We start from the raw sequence: 15,644 nt of genomic DNA, 5'->3' as shown, positions 1-15,644 counted from the left end.
AAATATCTACCCGATACTTTTTAGCATGTTTTAATAAAATATCCACTTTTTTCCCCCTCAATTCTGTCCAGTTCCATGTTTTTTTATACAAAAAAACTAATATCAGTTACTAAACTTAGCAAAAATAACGCTTAATTGCAATCATTTTGACTAATTATATTCTATTTAGTCAGTTAAAATTTACAAAAAAAAACCAAGATTAAATATCTTGGTTTCAATATAATTATCTTATTCATTTTTAAGCGGGCGACGAGAATCGAACTCGCGACATCAGCTTGGGAAGCTGGAATTTTACCACTAAACTACGCCCGCAGAACGTTGATTAGTATAGCATATTTCCGTACTTTTGTCATAACTAATTAAGCATGTTTATTTTCAGCCTTTTGTTCAAAATCTAAACGTCTCAAATTTTGTACAGCCTTCATATATGAATAAATCAGTACAATACATGACCCACCCCAGGCTAATGGATTTGCAAAACAAGCTCCTGCATACCCAAAAGCACCAGCTAAAAAGATAGCTGCAAATGATCTCATCAGTAATTCTACAACTCCAGCAACTGTTGGTACGATGCTTTGTCCCAGTCCCTGTAACGTGTATCTAATGACAAACAGTACTGACAAAAGTAAGTAAAATGACCCATTAATATTAAAATAAACCTGCGATAATGCAACAACTTTTGGTGCATTATTTCCAACAAACAGTGTAACTAATTGTTGTCCAAATAAAATAACTAAAAGACTTGCAACGATACTGAATGTTCCAGACATTAATAGACACTTTTTTACACCATCTAAAACACGACCATATTTTTTTGCGCCATAATTTTGGGCAGTAAAAGTTGCCATCCCAATTCCAAATGACATCATTGGTTGTGTTGATAATTGATCAATCTTAGACGCTGCCGTGGTACTGGCAACTGCTGTCGTTCCTAAACCGTTTAAAGCTGACTGTAGCATAATTGCACCAATCGCAATTATTGAAGCTTGAAAGGCCATTGGTAGAGCCACATAAAGGTGTTGGTTAACATCTTTCATCGTGATTTCTCTAAAATGGTGTCGACCAATATGTAAGACGGGAATTTTTCGATAAATGTAAATTAAACAGAATACAACGGAACATGATTGCGCAATAATAGTTGCAATACCAGCGCCAGCAACTCCCCAATGAAATACCAAAATAAATAATAATTCTAAACCAACATTAATAATGCTGGCAAAAATTAAAAAGTATAATGGCGTGCGACTATCCCCTAGCGCCCTAATAATATTAGATAAAATATTAAATGCCATTGAAGCAAATATTCCACCAAAAATGATACTAATAAAAGTTTGTGCATCATCAAATATTTCTGGTGGTGTCTTCATAAGTGTTAAAATATCTTTTACAAAAAACAAACTAACCGCTGTTAAAATTACCGTTGCAATTAGACTAATCAAAAGTCCCACTGCAAAGCTTTTTCTAACACCACGATAATCTTTTGCCCCAAATCGTTGTGCCGTAATAATAGATAAACCTGCAGTTAACCCTTGTGCAAATCCAATAATCAAAAATTGAATACTCCCGGTCGAACCAACTGCAGCTAGTGCATCCACGCCTAAAGTTTGTCCAACAATCAACGTATCAGAAATACTATATAATTGTTGAAATAAATTACCAACCAATAATGGTATAGTAAACATAAAAATTAATTTTGCTGGATTACCCGATGTTAACGATCGCAAATAAGACCCTTCTTTTCTTTATATTTATTTAATTCCTTTTTCATTCAATAATAAAATAAATGCTTTTTTAAAGTTAGCCCTATCCTGGTTTGAAAAGGCGCTTGGACCCTTCGTACGTTGACCTGATTTCCTTGCCATTGCACTTAAATATCTTGAATCCAACATACTATCGATATTGGTATCTGTATATTCAAATCCTTTATGATGCATCACAATCACACCTTTTGGTAATAAAAGAGAAGCTAGTCCGTAATCTTGTGTAATCACAACATCTGATTTTTCAGCTAACTTTACAATTCTATAATCTGCCGCATCTGGACCTTGATCAACATAGCTAACCGAAACATTTTCAGGATACTTTTTAGTTGAGAAATGTGGCGTACTTGTAATTAGCAACACACTGATATTCCGTAGTTCGGCTTCAGCTATAACTTCATTTTTCACAGGAGACGCATCCCCATCAATAATAATTTTCAAATTAACCACTCTCATTCCTAGTAAAAAAACTTCCAAGGAATAACCTCTTGAAAGTTTTATTTAGCTTCTGGTTTTAATAATGCATTAATTGCTGGAATTTGACCTAAGCTATCTATCGCATTACTTGGCATAACAACTGTATTTGCGTCACTCTTGGCCAATTCTTTAAAAGCCTCAATATTTTGGCTAACAAAATAACCATTACCAACTTTATTTAATGATAAATTAACTGCATCTATTCGGTATGCTTCAGCATCGGCCGTCTTTTTAACTGCTTCAGCCTTTGCTTGGGCTGAATTAACCCATGCATCATTATCAGCTTTATTTTTTAGTGCAACTGATTTACTGTAACCTTCTGCTTCAGCAACAGTAGCATCACGATTTCTAGCGGCTTTCAATAACTTATTCATTGAATCTTGAATTTCAACTGAAGGTTTTACTGTATCAATATTAATTCGATCAACATTTAATCCATAACCAGCTGTCACATTAGAAATTTCGCCAAACAAACCGCGATTAATTTCTTGCGTTCCATTCAAAACTTCATCTAACATTTTATTACCAATGATGCCACGCAAAGAGGCACGTGTATCTTGAATCATACTACGAACAGAGTCTTCATTTTTAAACACAAAATCTTGGATGTCAGTAACGTGATACTTCAATGAAATTTTAACTTCAATTTCAGCATTATCTTTTGTAATCACAACTTGTTTATCAAGATCTAAAGGTTGTTGTGCCGTACTAACACGAATTACTGAAGAAATAAATGGTTTAATAAAATGTAAGCCTGGAGCTAATGTTGTTTCATATTTTCCTAAAGTTATAACAACACCTTGATGCGGTTGTCTAATAATTCGGATAGTTGCTGGTAAAATCATGACCAATAATATAACAATAATAATAACGACTAAAAGTCCCAACATAATAATTTAACCACCTTTATATTTTTTTAACGTCTAACCCTTCAACATGTGTTTTAATGATTCGAACAACATCTCCACTTACTAATGTTTCATCACTAAAATAATGATAGTAGATACCAAAAAACTCGACCGTGCCATGAATATTTTTACTGTCAATTGTAAATTCCCGGTTAAGCAACCGCTCGTCAATAATTGATTTTCTATCCATATGAAAGCACCTCCATTTGTCATCTTTAAACGTATCTCATTTACGTCATAAAATCAATCAATTTCATTATCAAAAGTAAAATCATTTCGATCTAAAATAGTCACTTTTTCAATATGCTTTTCAATCTGTTTACTTTCAGGCGGTAATTGTAAATAATCACCATATAAACGGCTTAAAATTGCATCATATGCCCTTAAAATAGTTACCGTAAGGTTCTCAAAAGGAACTTGAATCACGGCTGCTAATTCCTTTTCTGATAGTAATTCTTTTTCATATGAGTATTGTGAAGCTAAATTTTTATATTCTGAAATGGTGTCATCTTGATTATAGGTTCTTACTAGTTCGTCTCTTTTTTCTTTATACTCTTTGGTTTTACGACTTTGATCAGGTTGTAATTTTCTAATCTTTGCGTTAATTTCAGTATCCATTAAACGATAATTGCTCAATAAAAGAATTTTCGCGTTAAGATATCGATATTTTGATTGTTGAATAGATCGTTCGACATCACCTGTTGGGACTTTATCAAAAGGAAAAATATCTACAAAAACACCTTTTCTAGCGTCATTAATATTTCTTTTCTCTTCAACATGAATAGATTCATCAAGTAGTTTTGCATATCCAAATGCATAGTTTGGATCACTTTGATCAGTTTGTAGAAAATAATAAGGCTGGCTAATCTCTTGGGGAGCGATTTGTAAGAATCGATCGTAGTCATCCCTTACCATTCCAATATCGACATCATCATCCCATGGAATAAACCCTTGATGTCTGACCGCACCTAATAAACTGCCACCAATCATAAAATACTTTATATTATTTTTTTGACAAATTTCAACGACTTCCCGGATTAAATCTAATTCTACCTTGTGTAATTCTTCAATTTTCATTTTTACCACCTTAAATCGTCTTATTCTTTCTTCAATTGTACCAAATTTAACTCTGAATACGAAAATTATTTAATTTTTATTAAGCTAATCCTTTTTCATTACTTTATTTCTTTGGCTCATGATATGCTTTAATTATTAAATAAAAGGGGTGCCTAAATGCAAGAAACCATAATTGACTTAATCGGCCAACATGGCTATCTAGGTGTTGCGTTACTGATCACCATTGAAAACATTTTCCCACCAATTCCTTCTGAAATCATTTTAACATTTGCAGGTTTTATGACGCTCTCAAGTTCTCTTACACCAATTGGTTTAATTATTTCTGCCACTATTGGGGCGACTATCGGGGCTTTAATCTTATATTCGATCGGTCGCTTTTTAAGTACAGAACGTTTAAATCAATTTTTCGCCAGTAAGTATGGTTCTTGGCTTGGTCTAAAACCTATCCATATTGAAAAAGCGACTGAATTTTTTGTAAAATATGAAAATCGTGCTATTTTCATAGGCCGTTTTGTTCCCATTGTTCGAAGTTTAATTTCTATTCCCGCTGGAATTACGAAATGTAAATTACGTTTTTTTATTCCATTAACCTTTTTTGGAACATTAATTTGGAATACTGTCCTCATTTATCTTGGGGCATTTGCTGGGAATGCTTGGGCGGAAGTTGCAGCAACAGTTGATATTTTTGCTACAGTAGTTGGTATCATCTTATTAATCGTTTCGTTCTTCGGAATCTACAAACTAATTAATTTAAATAGGAACAAAAAAAACGATTAAATTCAATTATGAATTTAATCGTTTTTTACTACTTTTATTTCTCAAAAAGTAGGATTAATCTTCCGCAACATCGATAGCTTCTAATAGAATATTCAGTTCAGAACATTCTCTTTCAAGCGATTTTTCCTCTTGGAAAAAGCTATCTCGAATTGATGATTGTTGTCTGTTTCCAATGTTACTTCTAAGATCAGCAAGTTTTTGCATCGCTGCTTGATACTCACTCATAATATCAAGTTTACACCTACTCATTAAGTTACGCCTCCGAATGATGACAACAACTTGTTGTCAGTAATAATAATTTATAATGTCTAATTTAACACTTTTTTAATAACTTGTTAACCCTTTAAATATTACCGTTATGTTACAAAATAAAAAAGACATCACAATGTGATATCCCTCTTATTTTAAGCTACTATTTTAAATGGTTATTTTTACATTAATGATTGAACATCGCGTGCAATAACTAATTCTTCATCAGTAGGTATCGCAAAAATCTTAACGGCAGACTCTGGCGTGCTAAGCATAACCTGTTCACCCATTTTTTCGTTATTTTCAGCATCAAAGCCAACACCTAAATATGCTAAATGTTCAATAACGCGACGACGTACAATCCGATCATTCTCACCAAGACCAGCAGTGAAAATAATACCATCAACCCCTTGCATTTCTGCAATGTATTGACCAATATATTTAATAATATTTTGAACATAGATTTTAACAGCTAAATCAGCACGAGGATTTTTTCCTAATTGAGCTTTAACATCACGCATATCAGGAGAAATCCCTGAAATACCAACTAGCCCAGATTCACGATTCAAAATATTAATCATTTCATCTATATCAGTAATTTTTAATTGTCTCATCATGTAAGCAACTAACGATACATCTACATCACCTGAACGTGTTGCCATGGTAATTCCAGCAAGTGGTGTAAAGCCCATTGATGTATCAATTGATTTACCACCAACTGTAGCTGTAATTGATGCTCCTGCACCTAAATGTAATGTAATTAATTTTAACTCTTTAGGGTCTTTATCAATTAGTTTTTCGGCTTCTGAGACGACATAACGAACGCTTGTCCCATGAGCACCATAACGTCTTGCGGCATATTTTTCATACCATTCATAAGGTACACTGTACATGTAACTTTCTTCTGGCATCGTCTGATGGAAGGCTGTATCAAATACAGCGACACTTACTGCATCTGGTAAGATTTCTTCAAATGCCTGGATACCTAAAAGATTAGCTGGATTATGTAATGGTGCTAATTCAGATAATTCATTAATTTTTGCAATTGTATCGGCATTTACTAATGTTGATTTTTTGAAATATTCACCACCAGCAACAACGCGATGTCCAACACCGGAAATTTCATTAAAATCAGCAATAATATCCAATTGAAGCAATAATTTAAGTAATAACTGTACACCTACTGAATGATTGTCGATATCTAATACATCTTCATATTTTTTTCCGTTACCATATTTAATCGTTAAAATTGAGTCTTTAAGTCCAATTCTTTCAATCAATCCTTTAGCAATAACAGTTTCCTCTGGCATGCTAAATAATTGGAATTTTAAACTTGAACTACCTGCGTTAATTGCAATAATTTTTGTCATATTCTTCCTCCAATAATGATTTCATTTGGTATTAATTTAATCCTTAAAAAACAATTATTTTTTTAAGTAGTATATTAAACTAATATACTACTTATAGAAAACGCATACAACACTTTCAAGCAAAAAATGGTACACAGAATTTTATTTTCTGTCTACCATTATTTTTTGCCCGAATTCTTTCATTAAACTAAGCAGTAGAACTGCCTTATCTTCACCTAAAACATTTACCCAAGTATCAAACCGTTTCTTAATTGACTCAGTCACAACTCGTTCTACTTTTGCACCCTGATCAGACAAGCGTAGGTTTATTCTTCTTCTATCAACTGTGTCTTGTTCTTGATAGATGTATCTTAATTGTTTTAGTACGTTTAATTGGCGTGCAATTGCACTCCTTGAAACATTTCTTTTTTTAGCGATATCAACCATGCTTATATCTTCAGTGCTATGGATATCTTTTAAAATCAAGAATTGTTCAAAAGATAAATTAAACTCACTAGTAGGTTGTGAAATGAATCCTTCCACATTCTTAAAAGTTCCTAAATACATACTAATATAGTCATCCATTAACTTAGTTGTTGTCATTGCTAATTCTCCTCTGCATGTTCTACCTACAGTTAAATTTAGCATAAAACGCGGTTAATTACTATATCTAATCAACTGTATCTCTATTTTTCTTTTTCAGTTGATACCGTTAATTGTTTACGATTTACAAACGTCCAAACCACACCCAGTACTACGGCTGTAACAAGTAATGCAAGCACTGAACCAATCATACCAGAACCTTGGCTATTAATTGCATATGTGAAGCCATTTAATACATGTGTAACAGGTAAGAACTCTGCAAATACTTGATAAGCATTTGATAACATCGTATTTGGAATAACTTGTCCTGTAATCACTAATTGTACGAGTAGTAATGCTAAAGATAAGAGAATACCCATTGTTCCAAGGAGTTCGTCAATTACCACACATAAAAGAGTAAAGATTATTCCCGATAAGAACGTAAAGATTACGAAACTAATTGGATGTTCAATTGTTACACTAAAGAATAATGTTAATAAGAGAACTCCTGCTGTTTGAATAACAGAAATAAATAACATTAGGAAAAGGTTCTGTAACCAGTTTTGTGATAATTCATTCTTCTTACGGTATCTGAATAAAATTAATTGAGTTACAATTGCACCGACAAATAATGATAAAACAATCACTAATGGGGCAAATGTATTTTTCAAAGTTTTAGCGAGATTGTCACTTTCAGTTTCTGTTTTAACAGGTTCAACGAATTGAGCCACATTTTTTGGAGATGAATTGATATTACCAACCTGTGATGCTCCTGCTGCTAATTTAGTATTTAATAATGTTACACCATCATTAGCTGTATCCAATCCTGATGTTACTTGTTTAGACCCATCAGCTAATTTTTGTGAGCCATCAACTAATTGAGGACTAGCAGCTGCCAATTGTGTATCACCATCTGTTAATTGTGTACTTGCCGCTTTTAATTTCGAACTTCCATCTGTCAATTGTGTACTAGCAGTTGTCAATTGTGTACCACCACTAACAAGCTTATCAGATCCTGCTTTCAATTGTGTACCACCTGAAACTAACGTTTGTGTTCCTGCCTCAAGTTGTCCACCTGCTGTAACAAGTTTTTGCGATCCTGCTCTTAAAGCAGTAACACCTGTTATTAAAGTTGGTACATTACTATTTAATTGATTAATACCATCAGTTACTTGTCCTGTTCCTGCTGTATATCCTAAGATACCAGCTGACAATTTGTTAATACTACCTGTCATGATTGAATTCTTAATTGTTGCATTAATTGTTTTTTCACTTGTAACATCAACACCAGCACCATTAACACTAGCATTTAATTTACCAGCAACTTGTGCATTAGCATTTGATGCTATCACTAATGAATCAATTTGATCACTCAAGTCTTTTGTATCACCTAAAAGACCAATCATTGAATCGCTCGTCAAGGTATCAGTATTACTCAATAATGCAGTTGCTTGTGTCGAAATTTTAGCAAATTTTTCCAACATGGCTTTAAGATCTACATCACCCATTGTTGATTTAAATTCAGCCATTAAGCCACCTACATCACTCATCACTGCCTCTAACATCGCTTTTGTATCTGTTAAATTTTTACTTACCCCAGTTATATTTGTACCAACAGTTGTTATTGCTGTATCTGTTTTTGTGATTTGTTGTAAAACAGTGTCTTTTTCTTTTTGGCTCATTGTTGTTGAGTCATTAATCATCGTACGAACCTTCTTGTTAGAAGTCGATGCCTGACCTTTAGCTAATGTCAAACTAAACATCTTTTGTGTTGTATCTGAATTAATTGCATTCATTTGAGTTTGAACAGTTGTTAATTTATCCCCTGCCGCCATCAATTTTGTTACTAATCCAGGTAATGCTTGTAATGTTTCAATTGATCCTGAAATTTCTTCAAGTTCAGCTTTTAATTCTTTTGATCCTTGCTTTGTATCTTTAATTTGTTGAATTATTTCAGGAATATGATTAATAATTTCGCTACGAGATTTTAATCTTGTTTGAATTTGAGTTACACCAGTTTTAATACCAGTTGAATATGCTGTTAAACCTGCTACCGCCATCGGTAACGATTGGCTACCTGACATACTTGCAGCTAATGTTTTCGCACCATTATTTAAATCATTCGAGTTCGAATTTAATGTAGTTGCACCAGTTGCTAACGTGCCTACACCAGCTGCTAATGTAGATCCGCCAGTTTGCAACGTAGAAAGTCCCGCATCTAATGTTTTATTCCCATCAACATATTGAGTCACACCATTTGATAAGGTTGGTGCACTAGCAACAAGTGTATTAATTCCTGAGGCTAATTGATTATTACCATTCACCAGTGTACCTACACCAGTTGTATAGGTATTTACACCATCAGCTAAAGTATCAACCCCAGTTGTATAAGTATTTAATCCTGTTTTTAATGTCTGATTACCTTTATCAAAGGTCACCATACTTGTTGCCAATGTATTTAAATTTCTAGTAACTTCTTTACTACCATTTTTTAATTTAACGGTTCCTTTATTTAACGTTTTTACACCAGTTGAGGCTTCTTTAACACCTGAACCTAATTGTTTAACGGAACCAAGTAATGCAGAATCATACGCTTTTTGGATATTAGTTAAAACTTGTGATTTCAATTGTTCTGCAACCTGTTTTGTAATCAATTGCGAAACATAGTTATTTGTATCTGATTGTTTTGTTTTTAACAAACTCACTTTTGGCGTTTCATCAAGTGCAGTTGTTGCGTTTTTTGAAAAATTACTTGGCAATGTAACTGACATTGTATAATCGCCTGAATCTAAATGTTTTTTCGCAGTTTCTGCGCTAACAAACTCCCATTTGGCTTGTTTATTGGTTTTAAGAATTTTAGTAACTTCCTTACCAACGTCAATTGATTTTCCATTAAATGATGCTTCTTCATCGTTATTTATAATAGCTACTTTTAAATTTCCTGTGTCCATTTGTTGCTTACTTGAAACTAACTTATAGGTTCCATATGCAATTAAACTTGGAATTAAACATGCAATTGCGATATACGCAACTGACCTCTTATTCTTTGACATAAATTCTTTGAACAAAATTATCCACCCTCTCTTTTTAGTTAATGGCATTAACGATTATTCGTTCCGTTAACCTCATTAACGATATTATGACTATATGTGTTTTTGATTCTTTTGTCAAATAATTTTCTAAAAAAATATCCCCACTGTCATCTAATCAACAGTGGAGATATCATTAAAATTCAATTTTTGATTAAATAGTAATACATGAATTGACCAGGAGCAATTAGGATTAACCCTGCAAATTGCATGACATAAATTAATAAGCGCGTTAAATTTTCAGTTGATACTTTACGTGTATTCATTTCTTGTCTAGAGTGTGGTTCCTCTACCTCGTCAATTTTAACTTTTTGCACTAATTTTTTATTTAATCCATTTAACTCGAGATTATATGGATAAAAAGTTAAAAAATTCAAAATTAAATAATAATTAATTAATAACCGCCAATTAGATGGACCTATCAAATTTCCAATTGCTAAAAGAATAATTAAAGACGCTAATCCCTTTAACAAGGAAATTGAATAATATTTAAATCGTTTCACAATAACCCTCCAGGAATTTCGCTTAATTTTAGAATATCATAGTTACTTAAAAACATTGATGCTCAGTAAGAATCTTTACTATTTATTAACCATTAATTTAAAAAATCTGTTTTACCATGCTAAACTACTTTTTATAAAGTTAGTCATCTGGATGGCACCACTACACATACGAAATTCTCTCTAAGATCAGCTAACATGTCACAACATTTATTCATTTAAAAAAAATAAGCCTTTCCCAAATATTAAGTTCCTCAAAAATTAGGTTACTTATACCTAACTTTTGTGAATTCTTTAATTTAAGATATAGACTTTTAATGCAACATTAATTATCTAATAATAACAGCTTATTGACTCTTATTCTTGAACGATTCACAGCAATCATTGTTACAACATAAAGTGTTACAAAATAACTCGTTTCTATTGTTGTTCCAATAAAAGCGCAAACGAGAGCTAAAAAGAACATTCCATTGCCAAGGACTTGCCATTTTCGTTTCTCAATTGCGTAGTCTGCTAATATTTTAGTCTCTTCAGGACCTAGTGAGTCCACAGTTCTAACATTAGCTTGACGCACTTTAGTTAATTGTAGAGACAACTTAACATTATAAATAATCAAAATTGCCATAACTAAATATAAACCTATTTCCACCAGTACCCCTTCTCTCTTTTAATCTAATATGACTATTTTTTAATTCATTTTTACTTTATACTGAGTTAGTCCTATAAATAATAAAAGAGTTGCTAAATTACGCAACCCTCTTTATTATTTAACAACTAAGACATCACAAGGTGCTAAACGAGTAACGTAATTTGTAACTGCACCCATTAACATTCTTTCCACTGCCTTCAAGCCAGATTGACCCATGATAATTAAATCTGAATGATGATCTTCAATAAAATCTTTGGCAATTACTGTTTTAGGACTACCAAAACGAATATGAATATCAACATCTGTAAACCCATTTTTTACAATATCTTCTTTTAATTCATTCATATATGCTTCTGTATCTTCAAAAGTCTGATAGACGATTGAACCGCCCCCATCCATCATTCCTGAAAAACTTACAGAAAATTGACGCGTATCAATTACGTTTAAAATATCTAAATGTGCATGGTTTGCTTTAGCACTTTCTACTGCACGCTTTAATGCTTTTTCAGCTGAATCTGATCCATCAACTGGGACTAAAATATTTTTATATTCTTGTTCCATATTTGCCACCCCATATCTTTTATTTGTAGTTACAGTATATCATTAAAATTGTATTAGATGTTAGCGTTTTACCTACAAAATTTGAAATAAAGAAGGTTTTCAGTATGTTATTAAAAAGGATTTCTATTTTTAGTGCCCCCTACGTGGTTCGAGAGTTAACCGAAAAAGATCTAACTCAAATGTTAGAATTAGAAAAAAGTCAATCTACTTACCTAAAACTCCAAGGTAAACAAGATTTAGCCATTGAAGAAATAAAATCTGATTTAACTTCGATCCCGTTGTCAGTTAAAAGTGATCAAAAATGGACACTGGGCTTCTTCAAAGCAGATAAATTAGTAGCTATGATTGATTTTTTAACAGATTATCCTGAAGTTCAATCCGTTTGGATTGGTCTATTATTAGTTTCGAAAAACGAAGAACAACAAGGTATCGCGACACATTTATTAAAAGCCCTGCTTAAATCTTTTAAATCTGAACAGTTTACCAATGTACAAACGCTGAAATACGAACAAGAAGAAGTAAATCAAAAATTATTGGAAAAATTTAATTTCACTGATAAACAATCGCTAATCTTAAAAAGCCCTGATGGAGTCGACATCCCTGCAATACTTTCAAAATTAGATTTATAAAGCAAAATTATTATCTAATTCTCTTAATAACATTTTTATCTTTTTTCATTTCCTATGATTTTAGTCATCTAGGTGTTATGATTAATATAGTAAGAAACTGGAGGAAGAAAACATATGAGCAAAAATTTATTAGCAGATCTTGAGAAAAACTTCATCACAAGCGATGAAACTTCTAAAACATTTAAGGTTCCAAGCAAAAAGGAAGATCTAACAATAAAGATTGACAATGATATTTTTGAAAAAGTTTCTAAAGATGACGAAAAATTAGAACGTTTAATCAAAAATTTACTTAAATTCAGTTCAAAGAGTAAGGCTAAAGAATTAATTTCAATTAATAAACGTAACTACCGTATCTTCATGTAACCTACAAAACTAGCCTAGTTGAGACTAACTCTTGAGGCTAGTTTTTTTAATCCTTGTCAATCTAGCATTTTTATCTTAAACTATTACTCAAGGAGTGATTTATATGTTCTTAACAACCGGAGATGTTAACCGTTCTTATGCTATTAAAGGCATCGTTAATGCGACAGCCAAGATTGTACTAGAAGCCGATGAAATTGATCGTGTAGATGATTTTGATACCTTATATGATCGTGTCCAAGCAGAACTAGCAGAACGCGCAATTAATAAAGGTGGCGACGGGATTATTAACGTTCATTTCGAACCACAAACTGTTCGTGTAACGATTGCCCCAAGATTCTTAGTTTTACATGGCTACGGTACTGTTATTGAGTTTTCAAAGTAATTTATTTTGCGCTTGTGGCGGAACTGGCAGACGCGCAGCGTTCAGATCGCTGTTTGGGTTTCCAAGTGCAGGTTCGATTCCTGTCAGGCGCATTGTTATCATTGATATACCATCGTTTAACCAACTTTTATGTGGTTTTTGTGTGGTTAACATCTAATTTACCGTATATATTGATCCAATTCGTATTTATTTACGAGTTGGATTTTTTAATTAATAAAATGAATATGTTTCATATACTATTTAAAAAGGAGAAAAAATACTATGACTTATTTACAATCTTTCGTTGCGACTTTACCAGCCATTTTTGCTGCCTCCGCCGCAATATTTAGTGCTATTTCTTTCTCACAACAGCAATAAAATAAGTAAGCGTCAAGAACAATATGAAAGGCAAAAAAATATTATTCAAATATCATCGCGTATTACGGCATCTGCTAGTTCTTACTCTACTGAAACAGGGATACCTCAGGTAACCATTACAAACTATTCAAATTATGTTATTCATGATGTTATCATCATTCCTACTATGAATGAAAGTTCTGTCGTGTTACCTGATTTTAAGCAGTTTTTTAAAAACCACAATGATTTTGGTACCCCTAGGATTCTCGCCTTAGCAAGTGAACCAATAACGATGAGCTATCCGTTACCTGATATGGGCATGTCTAGGCACTGTGTATATTGTATCGTCTATACAGACCCGTTCGGTAATTATATATATACAGACAGGAAAGACCTACCTCATACAGACCCTGATATTTATACCAAGCTAATAAAATATGGTAGATCAATACCTGATTTAATACACTCTGTTTAACAAAAAAGCAAACTCCTTAATTATTAAAGAGTTTGCTTTTTAAATTATCTAATCAAATAAAAAATTGTAGAAATGTTCTTCTACAATTTTTTCTCACGTTAATTTATTTTTTTAATCTTTTATATATAAATAAATAGCCTAGTTCATAGATGATAAAAGCACTCACAATATAAATCTCATTCAAGCCAGTACTTTTTCTATAAGGTATGGCTACAACCATTACTATTAATATTATTACGTACGTAACAAGAATAAAATAATCTAAATGATGTCGTTCTAACCATTGGCGTGAAGGAAAGAAAACTGTTATTAATATCGCGATAATTGCCCAAAAAATAGGTTGTATTTGCATTAGTTCATCTCCTTACAGGTAAATAAAAACAATCGTATGTGCTGTCCAATAAGCAACTGTATCATTAAAATGTAAATGTTTAACTAATGCTTTTCTCATTCCAGTTTCTATCTTTCCTTCAAAAATATATTAAATAACGTTGATACACATTCATATCTACGCTTTATTTATGTAGTTGTTTAATGTCTAAGTTTTAAGACTAACTTATCGTAGTAATTATACTACATACTCAGTATAGACACTAAACTATTCAGTTTGTTGTCTACCTACTTTAGATAAAAAACAAGGGGATCAGAAATATATCTGAATACCTTGTTTTTTATCATACATTTATTCTTTATCTTTTAATTTTTTTTCTAAATTCAAAACTTTAACAATTGTTATGTTTAGTAATTCTTCCCTAATTTTAGTTATTTCATACGATAATTCAAGCAATTTATTTTTAATATTTAAAAAATATACAAATTGTACGATAAAGATTAAAAATAATACAAATAAAATAATAAATAAATTAGGCTCGCTCATTATTTATCTCCTCTAAATTCTTTTAATCTATCTTTTTCTTTCTCAATCTTTTTATTACCATTATTTATTGACTTTTTTATCCTTACTATAGAAAGAGTAAGATATAAATTCATCATAAACACAAATAATAACACCGTTAGCATTGCTGGAATTGCCATCTATATTATCTCCTATATTCTTTATTCTTGTGGCAATGTATCAACCAAAAGTCCAAAAGCAGCAACTGCTGGAGCTGCTACTAATAATTCTGGTATAGAAGCAACAAACGCTACAGCCATGATAACCGCTGACCAATAACAATCCATGCTCCGACAATTTCCAATCCACTAACTATATCATAAACATAATTATACGAAACTTCGGGATATATGGGACTAACCACTGGTTGCTTATAATAAATTTCAATCGTATCTGATATTTTATTACTTTCATCACCCTCTGTATATGATTCATTATACGTTATCTTCATACCAATTTGCCAAGGTTCTTCTGCCCTTGTTGCAACTCCCATTATTAACATCCCGTTTTGGAGATTACCCGCAATACGATTAACTATTCCCATGGTATCTAAATAATTAATAACACCATATTTAATCTTCATTAT

20 protein-coding genes and 2 tRNA genes are annotated in these 15,644 nt (G+C 32.2%); 5 read left to right on the top strand and 17 right to left on the bottom strand.

Annotated elements, in window-relative coordinates:
• Positions 1 to 241: 241 nt before the first annotated feature.
• From AC1RPQ_RS02040 to AC1RPQ_RS02015, 6 genes are all read right to left on the bottom strand, one after another.
• Positions 242 to 312 (bottom strand) — tRNA-Gly (locus AC1RPQ_RS02040).
• Between the two features lie 47 nt (positions 313 to 359).
• Positions 360 to 1,724 (bottom strand): MATE family efflux transporter, encoded by a 1,365-nt coding sequence (locus tag AC1RPQ_RS02035; protein WP_481761174.1) that lies wholly within the window; start codon positions 1,722 to 1,724, stop codon positions 360 to 362.
• A gap of 24 nt (positions 1,725 to 1,748) precedes the next feature.
• Positions 1,749 to 2,201, bottom strand: a complete 453-nt coding sequence (locus AC1RPQ_RS02030; protein WP_409022804.1) for a YaiI/YqxD family protein — start codon at positions 2,199 to 2,201, stop codon at positions 1,749 to 1,751.
• A 56-nt stretch (positions 2,202 to 2,257) separates the two neighbouring features.
• The gene (locus AC1RPQ_RS02025) at positions 2,258 to 3,127 is read right to left on the bottom strand and encodes an SPFH domain-containing protein (RefSeq protein WP_481761173.1); all 870 of its coding nucleotides are present in this window, start codon (positions 3,125 to 3,127) and stop codon (positions 2,258 to 2,260) included.
• A gap of 16 nt (positions 3,128 to 3,143) precedes the next feature.
• Positions 3,144 to 3,335: a hypothetical protein gene (locus AC1RPQ_RS02020; RefSeq protein ID WP_481761172.1), complete on the bottom strand. Its 192-nt coding sequence runs from the start codon at positions 3,333 to 3,335 to the stop codon at positions 3,144 to 3,146.
• A gap of 53 nt (positions 3,336 to 3,388) precedes the next feature.
• Positions 3,389 to 4,222 (bottom strand): LicD family protein, encoded by an 834-nt coding sequence (locus tag AC1RPQ_RS02015; RefSeq protein WP_481761171.1) that lies wholly within the window; start codon positions 4,220 to 4,222, stop codon positions 3,389 to 3,391.
• A 156-nt stretch (positions 4,223 to 4,378) separates the two neighbouring features.
• Between AC1RPQ_RS02015 and AC1RPQ_RS02010 the strand changes: the two genes are divergently transcribed.
• On the top strand, positions 4,379 to 4,999 hold the full coding sequence (locus AC1RPQ_RS02010) for a DedA family protein (protein WP_481761170.1): 621 nt from the start codon (positions 4,379 to 4,381) through the stop codon (positions 4,997 to 4,999).
• Between the two features lie 54 nt (positions 5,000 to 5,053).
• Here AC1RPQ_RS02010 and AC1RPQ_RS02005 read toward each other — a convergent pair whose 3' ends face one another.
• The 7 genes from AC1RPQ_RS02005 to AC1RPQ_RS01975 all read right to left on the bottom strand — a co-directional run bounded on the left by AC1RPQ_RS02005 (position 5,054) and on the right by AC1RPQ_RS01975 (position 11,978).
• Entirely contained in the window at positions 5,054 to 5,248 is a 195-nt protein-coding gene (locus tag AC1RPQ_RS02005; protein WP_057973343.1) for a hypothetical protein, read from the bottom strand.
• A 182-nt stretch (positions 5,249 to 5,430) separates the two neighbouring features.
• A complete protein-coding gene (locus AC1RPQ_RS02000) occupies positions 5,431 to 6,618 on the bottom strand; it encodes an acetate/propionate family kinase (RefSeq protein WP_481761169.1) in 1,188 nt (395 codons plus the stop codon).
• Between the two features lie 141 nt (positions 6,619 to 6,759).
• Positions 6,760 to 7,200: a MarR family transcriptional regulator gene (locus AC1RPQ_RS01995; protein ID WP_409022730.1), complete on the bottom strand. Its 441-nt coding sequence runs from the start codon at positions 7,198 to 7,200 to the stop codon at positions 6,760 to 6,762.
• A gap of 83 nt (positions 7,201 to 7,283) precedes the next feature.
• On the bottom strand, positions 7,284 to 10,232 hold the full coding sequence (locus AC1RPQ_RS01990; RefSeq protein ID WP_481762172.1) for a YhgE/Pip family protein: 2,949 nt from the start codon (positions 10,230 to 10,232) through the stop codon (positions 7,284 to 7,286).
• Positions 10,233 to 10,411: 179 nt separating this feature from the next.
• Positions 10,412 to 10,771 carry a hypothetical protein gene (locus AC1RPQ_RS01985; protein WP_481761167.1) on the bottom strand — a complete coding sequence of 120 codons (360 nt, stop codon included), beginning with the start codon at positions 10,769 to 10,771 and terminating at the stop codon, positions 10,412 to 10,414.
• Positions 10,772 to 11,093: 322 nt separating this feature from the next.
• Positions 11,094 to 11,417 carry a hypothetical protein gene (locus AC1RPQ_RS01980; protein ID WP_481761166.1) on the bottom strand — a complete coding sequence of 108 codons (324 nt, stop codon included), beginning with the start codon at positions 11,415 to 11,417 and terminating at the stop codon, positions 11,094 to 11,096.
• Positions 11,418 to 11,531: 114 nt separating this feature from the next.
• Positions 11,532 to 11,978 (bottom strand): universal stress protein, encoded by a 447-nt coding sequence (locus tag AC1RPQ_RS01975; RefSeq protein WP_481761165.1) that lies wholly within the window; start codon positions 11,976 to 11,978, stop codon positions 11,532 to 11,534.
• Positions 11,979 to 12,082: 104 nt separating this feature from the next.
• Here AC1RPQ_RS01975 and AC1RPQ_RS01970 point away from each other — a divergent pair, with 104 nt between their 5' ends.
• From AC1RPQ_RS01970 to AC1RPQ_RS01955, 4 genes are all read left to right on the top strand, one after another.
• A complete protein-coding gene (locus AC1RPQ_RS01970; protein ID WP_481761164.1) occupies positions 12,083 to 12,607 on the top strand; it encodes a GNAT family N-acetyltransferase in 525 nt (174 codons plus the stop codon).
• A 114-nt stretch (positions 12,608 to 12,721) separates the two neighbouring features.
• On the top strand, positions 12,722 to 12,970 hold the full coding sequence (locus AC1RPQ_RS01965; RefSeq protein WP_057973335.1) for a hypothetical protein: 249 nt from the start codon (positions 12,722 to 12,724) through the stop codon (positions 12,968 to 12,970).
• 103 nt (positions 12,971 to 13,073) lie between these two features.
• Positions 13,074 to 13,352 (top strand): hypothetical protein, encoded by a 279-nt coding sequence (locus AC1RPQ_RS01960; protein ID WP_409022736.1) that lies wholly within the window; start codon positions 13,074 to 13,076, stop codon positions 13,350 to 13,352.
• Between the two features lie 8 nt (positions 13,353 to 13,360).
• Positions 13,361 to 13,444 (top strand) — tRNA-Leu (locus AC1RPQ_RS01955).
• Positions 13,445 to 14,266: 822 nt separating this feature from the next.
• Here the strand turns inward: AC1RPQ_RS01955 and AC1RPQ_RS01950 are convergent.
• From AC1RPQ_RS01950 to AC1RPQ_RS01935, 4 genes are all read right to left on the bottom strand, one after another.
• A complete protein-coding gene (locus AC1RPQ_RS01950; RefSeq protein WP_481761163.1) occupies positions 14,267 to 14,515 on the bottom strand; it encodes a hypothetical protein in 249 nt (82 codons plus the stop codon).
• A gap of 330 nt (positions 14,516 to 14,845) precedes the next feature.
• Entirely contained in the window at positions 14,846 to 15,040 is a 195-nt protein-coding gene (locus AC1RPQ_RS01945; protein ID WP_481761162.1) for a hypothetical protein, read from the bottom strand.
• Positions 15,040 to 15,198 carry a hypothetical protein gene (locus AC1RPQ_RS01940; RefSeq protein ID WP_481761161.1) on the bottom strand — a complete coding sequence of 53 codons (159 nt, stop codon included), beginning with the start codon at positions 15,196 to 15,198 and terminating at the stop codon, positions 15,040 to 15,042. The genes AC1RPQ_RS01945 and AC1RPQ_RS01940 overlap by 1 nt, the downstream gene beginning before the upstream one ends.
• 110 nt (positions 15,199 to 15,308) lie before the next feature.
• On the bottom strand, positions 15,309 to 15,641 hold the full coding sequence (locus AC1RPQ_RS01935) for a hypothetical protein (RefSeq protein WP_481762171.1): 333 nt from the start codon (positions 15,639 to 15,641) through the stop codon (positions 15,309 to 15,311).
• Positions 15,642 to 15,644 lie beyond the last annotated feature (3 nt).

This window comes from Dellaglioa sp. CoH-57-MRSF-21 (assembly GCF_056781915.1).
The sequence above is the reverse complement of the archived record's forward strand: the minus strand, read 5'-3'. Positions and strand labels throughout refer to the sequence as shown.

Bases quoted from the DNA above. Each gene is read 5' to 3' on its own strand.
- AC1RPQ_RS01970 (WP_481761164.1), top strand. From the start codon at position 12,083: ATGTTATTAAAAAGGATTTCTATTTTTAGTGCCCCCTACGTGGTTCGA.
- AC1RPQ_RS01975 (WP_481761165.1), bottom strand. From the start codon at position 11,978: ATGGAACAAGAATATAAAAATATTTTAGTCCCAGTTGATGGATCAGAT.
- AC1RPQ_RS02005 (WP_057973343.1), bottom strand. From the start codon at position 5,248: ATGAGTAGGTGTAAACTTGATATTATGAGTGAGTATCAAGCAGCGATG.
- AC1RPQ_RS01995 (WP_409022730.1), bottom strand. From the start codon at position 7,200: ATGACAACAACTAAGTTAATGGATGACTATATTAGTATGTATTTAGGA.
- AC1RPQ_RS01990 (WP_481762172.1), bottom strand. From the start codon at position 10,232: ATGTCAAAGAATAAGAGGTCAGTTGCGTATATCGCAATTGCATGTTTA.
- AC1RPQ_RS02015 (WP_481761171.1), bottom strand. From the start codon at position 4,222: ATGAAAATTGAAGAATTACACAAGGTAGAATTAGATTTAATCCGGGAA.
- AC1RPQ_RS01940 (WP_481761161.1), bottom strand. From the start codon at position 15,198: ATGGCAATTCCAGCAATGCTAACGGTGTTATTATTTGTGTTTATGATG.
- AC1RPQ_RS01950 (WP_481761163.1), bottom strand. From the start codon at position 14,515: ATGCAAATACAACCTATTTTTTGGGCAATTATCGCGATATTAATAACA.
- AC1RPQ_RS01945 (WP_481761162.1), bottom strand. From the start codon at position 15,040: ATGAGCGAGCCTAATTTATTTATTATTTTATTTGTATTATTTTTAATC.
- AC1RPQ_RS02000 (WP_481761169.1), bottom strand. From the start codon at position 6,618: ATGACAAAAATTATTGCAATTAACGCAGGTAGTTCAAGTTTAAAATTC.
- AC1RPQ_RS02020 (WP_481761172.1), bottom strand. From the start codon at position 3,335: ATGGATAGAAAATCAATTATTGACGAGCGGTTGCTTAACCGGGAATTT.
- AC1RPQ_RS01965 (WP_057973335.1), top strand. From the start codon at position 12,722: ATGAGCAAAAATTTATTAGCAGATCTTGAGAAAAACTTCATCACAAGC.
- AC1RPQ_RS02025 (WP_481761173.1), bottom strand. From the start codon at position 3,127: ATGTTGGGACTTTTAGTCGTTATTATTATTGTTATATTATTGGTCATG.
- AC1RPQ_RS02010 (WP_481761170.1), top strand. From the start codon at position 4,379: ATGCAAGAAACCATAATTGACTTAATCGGCCAACATGGCTATCTAGGT.
- AC1RPQ_RS01935 (WP_481762171.1), bottom strand. From the start codon at position 15,641: ATGAAGATTAAATATGGTGTTATTAATTATTTAGATACCATGGGAATA.
- AC1RPQ_RS01960 (WP_409022736.1), top strand. From the start codon at position 13,074: ATGTTCTTAACAACCGGAGATGTTAACCGTTCTTATGCTATTAAAGGC.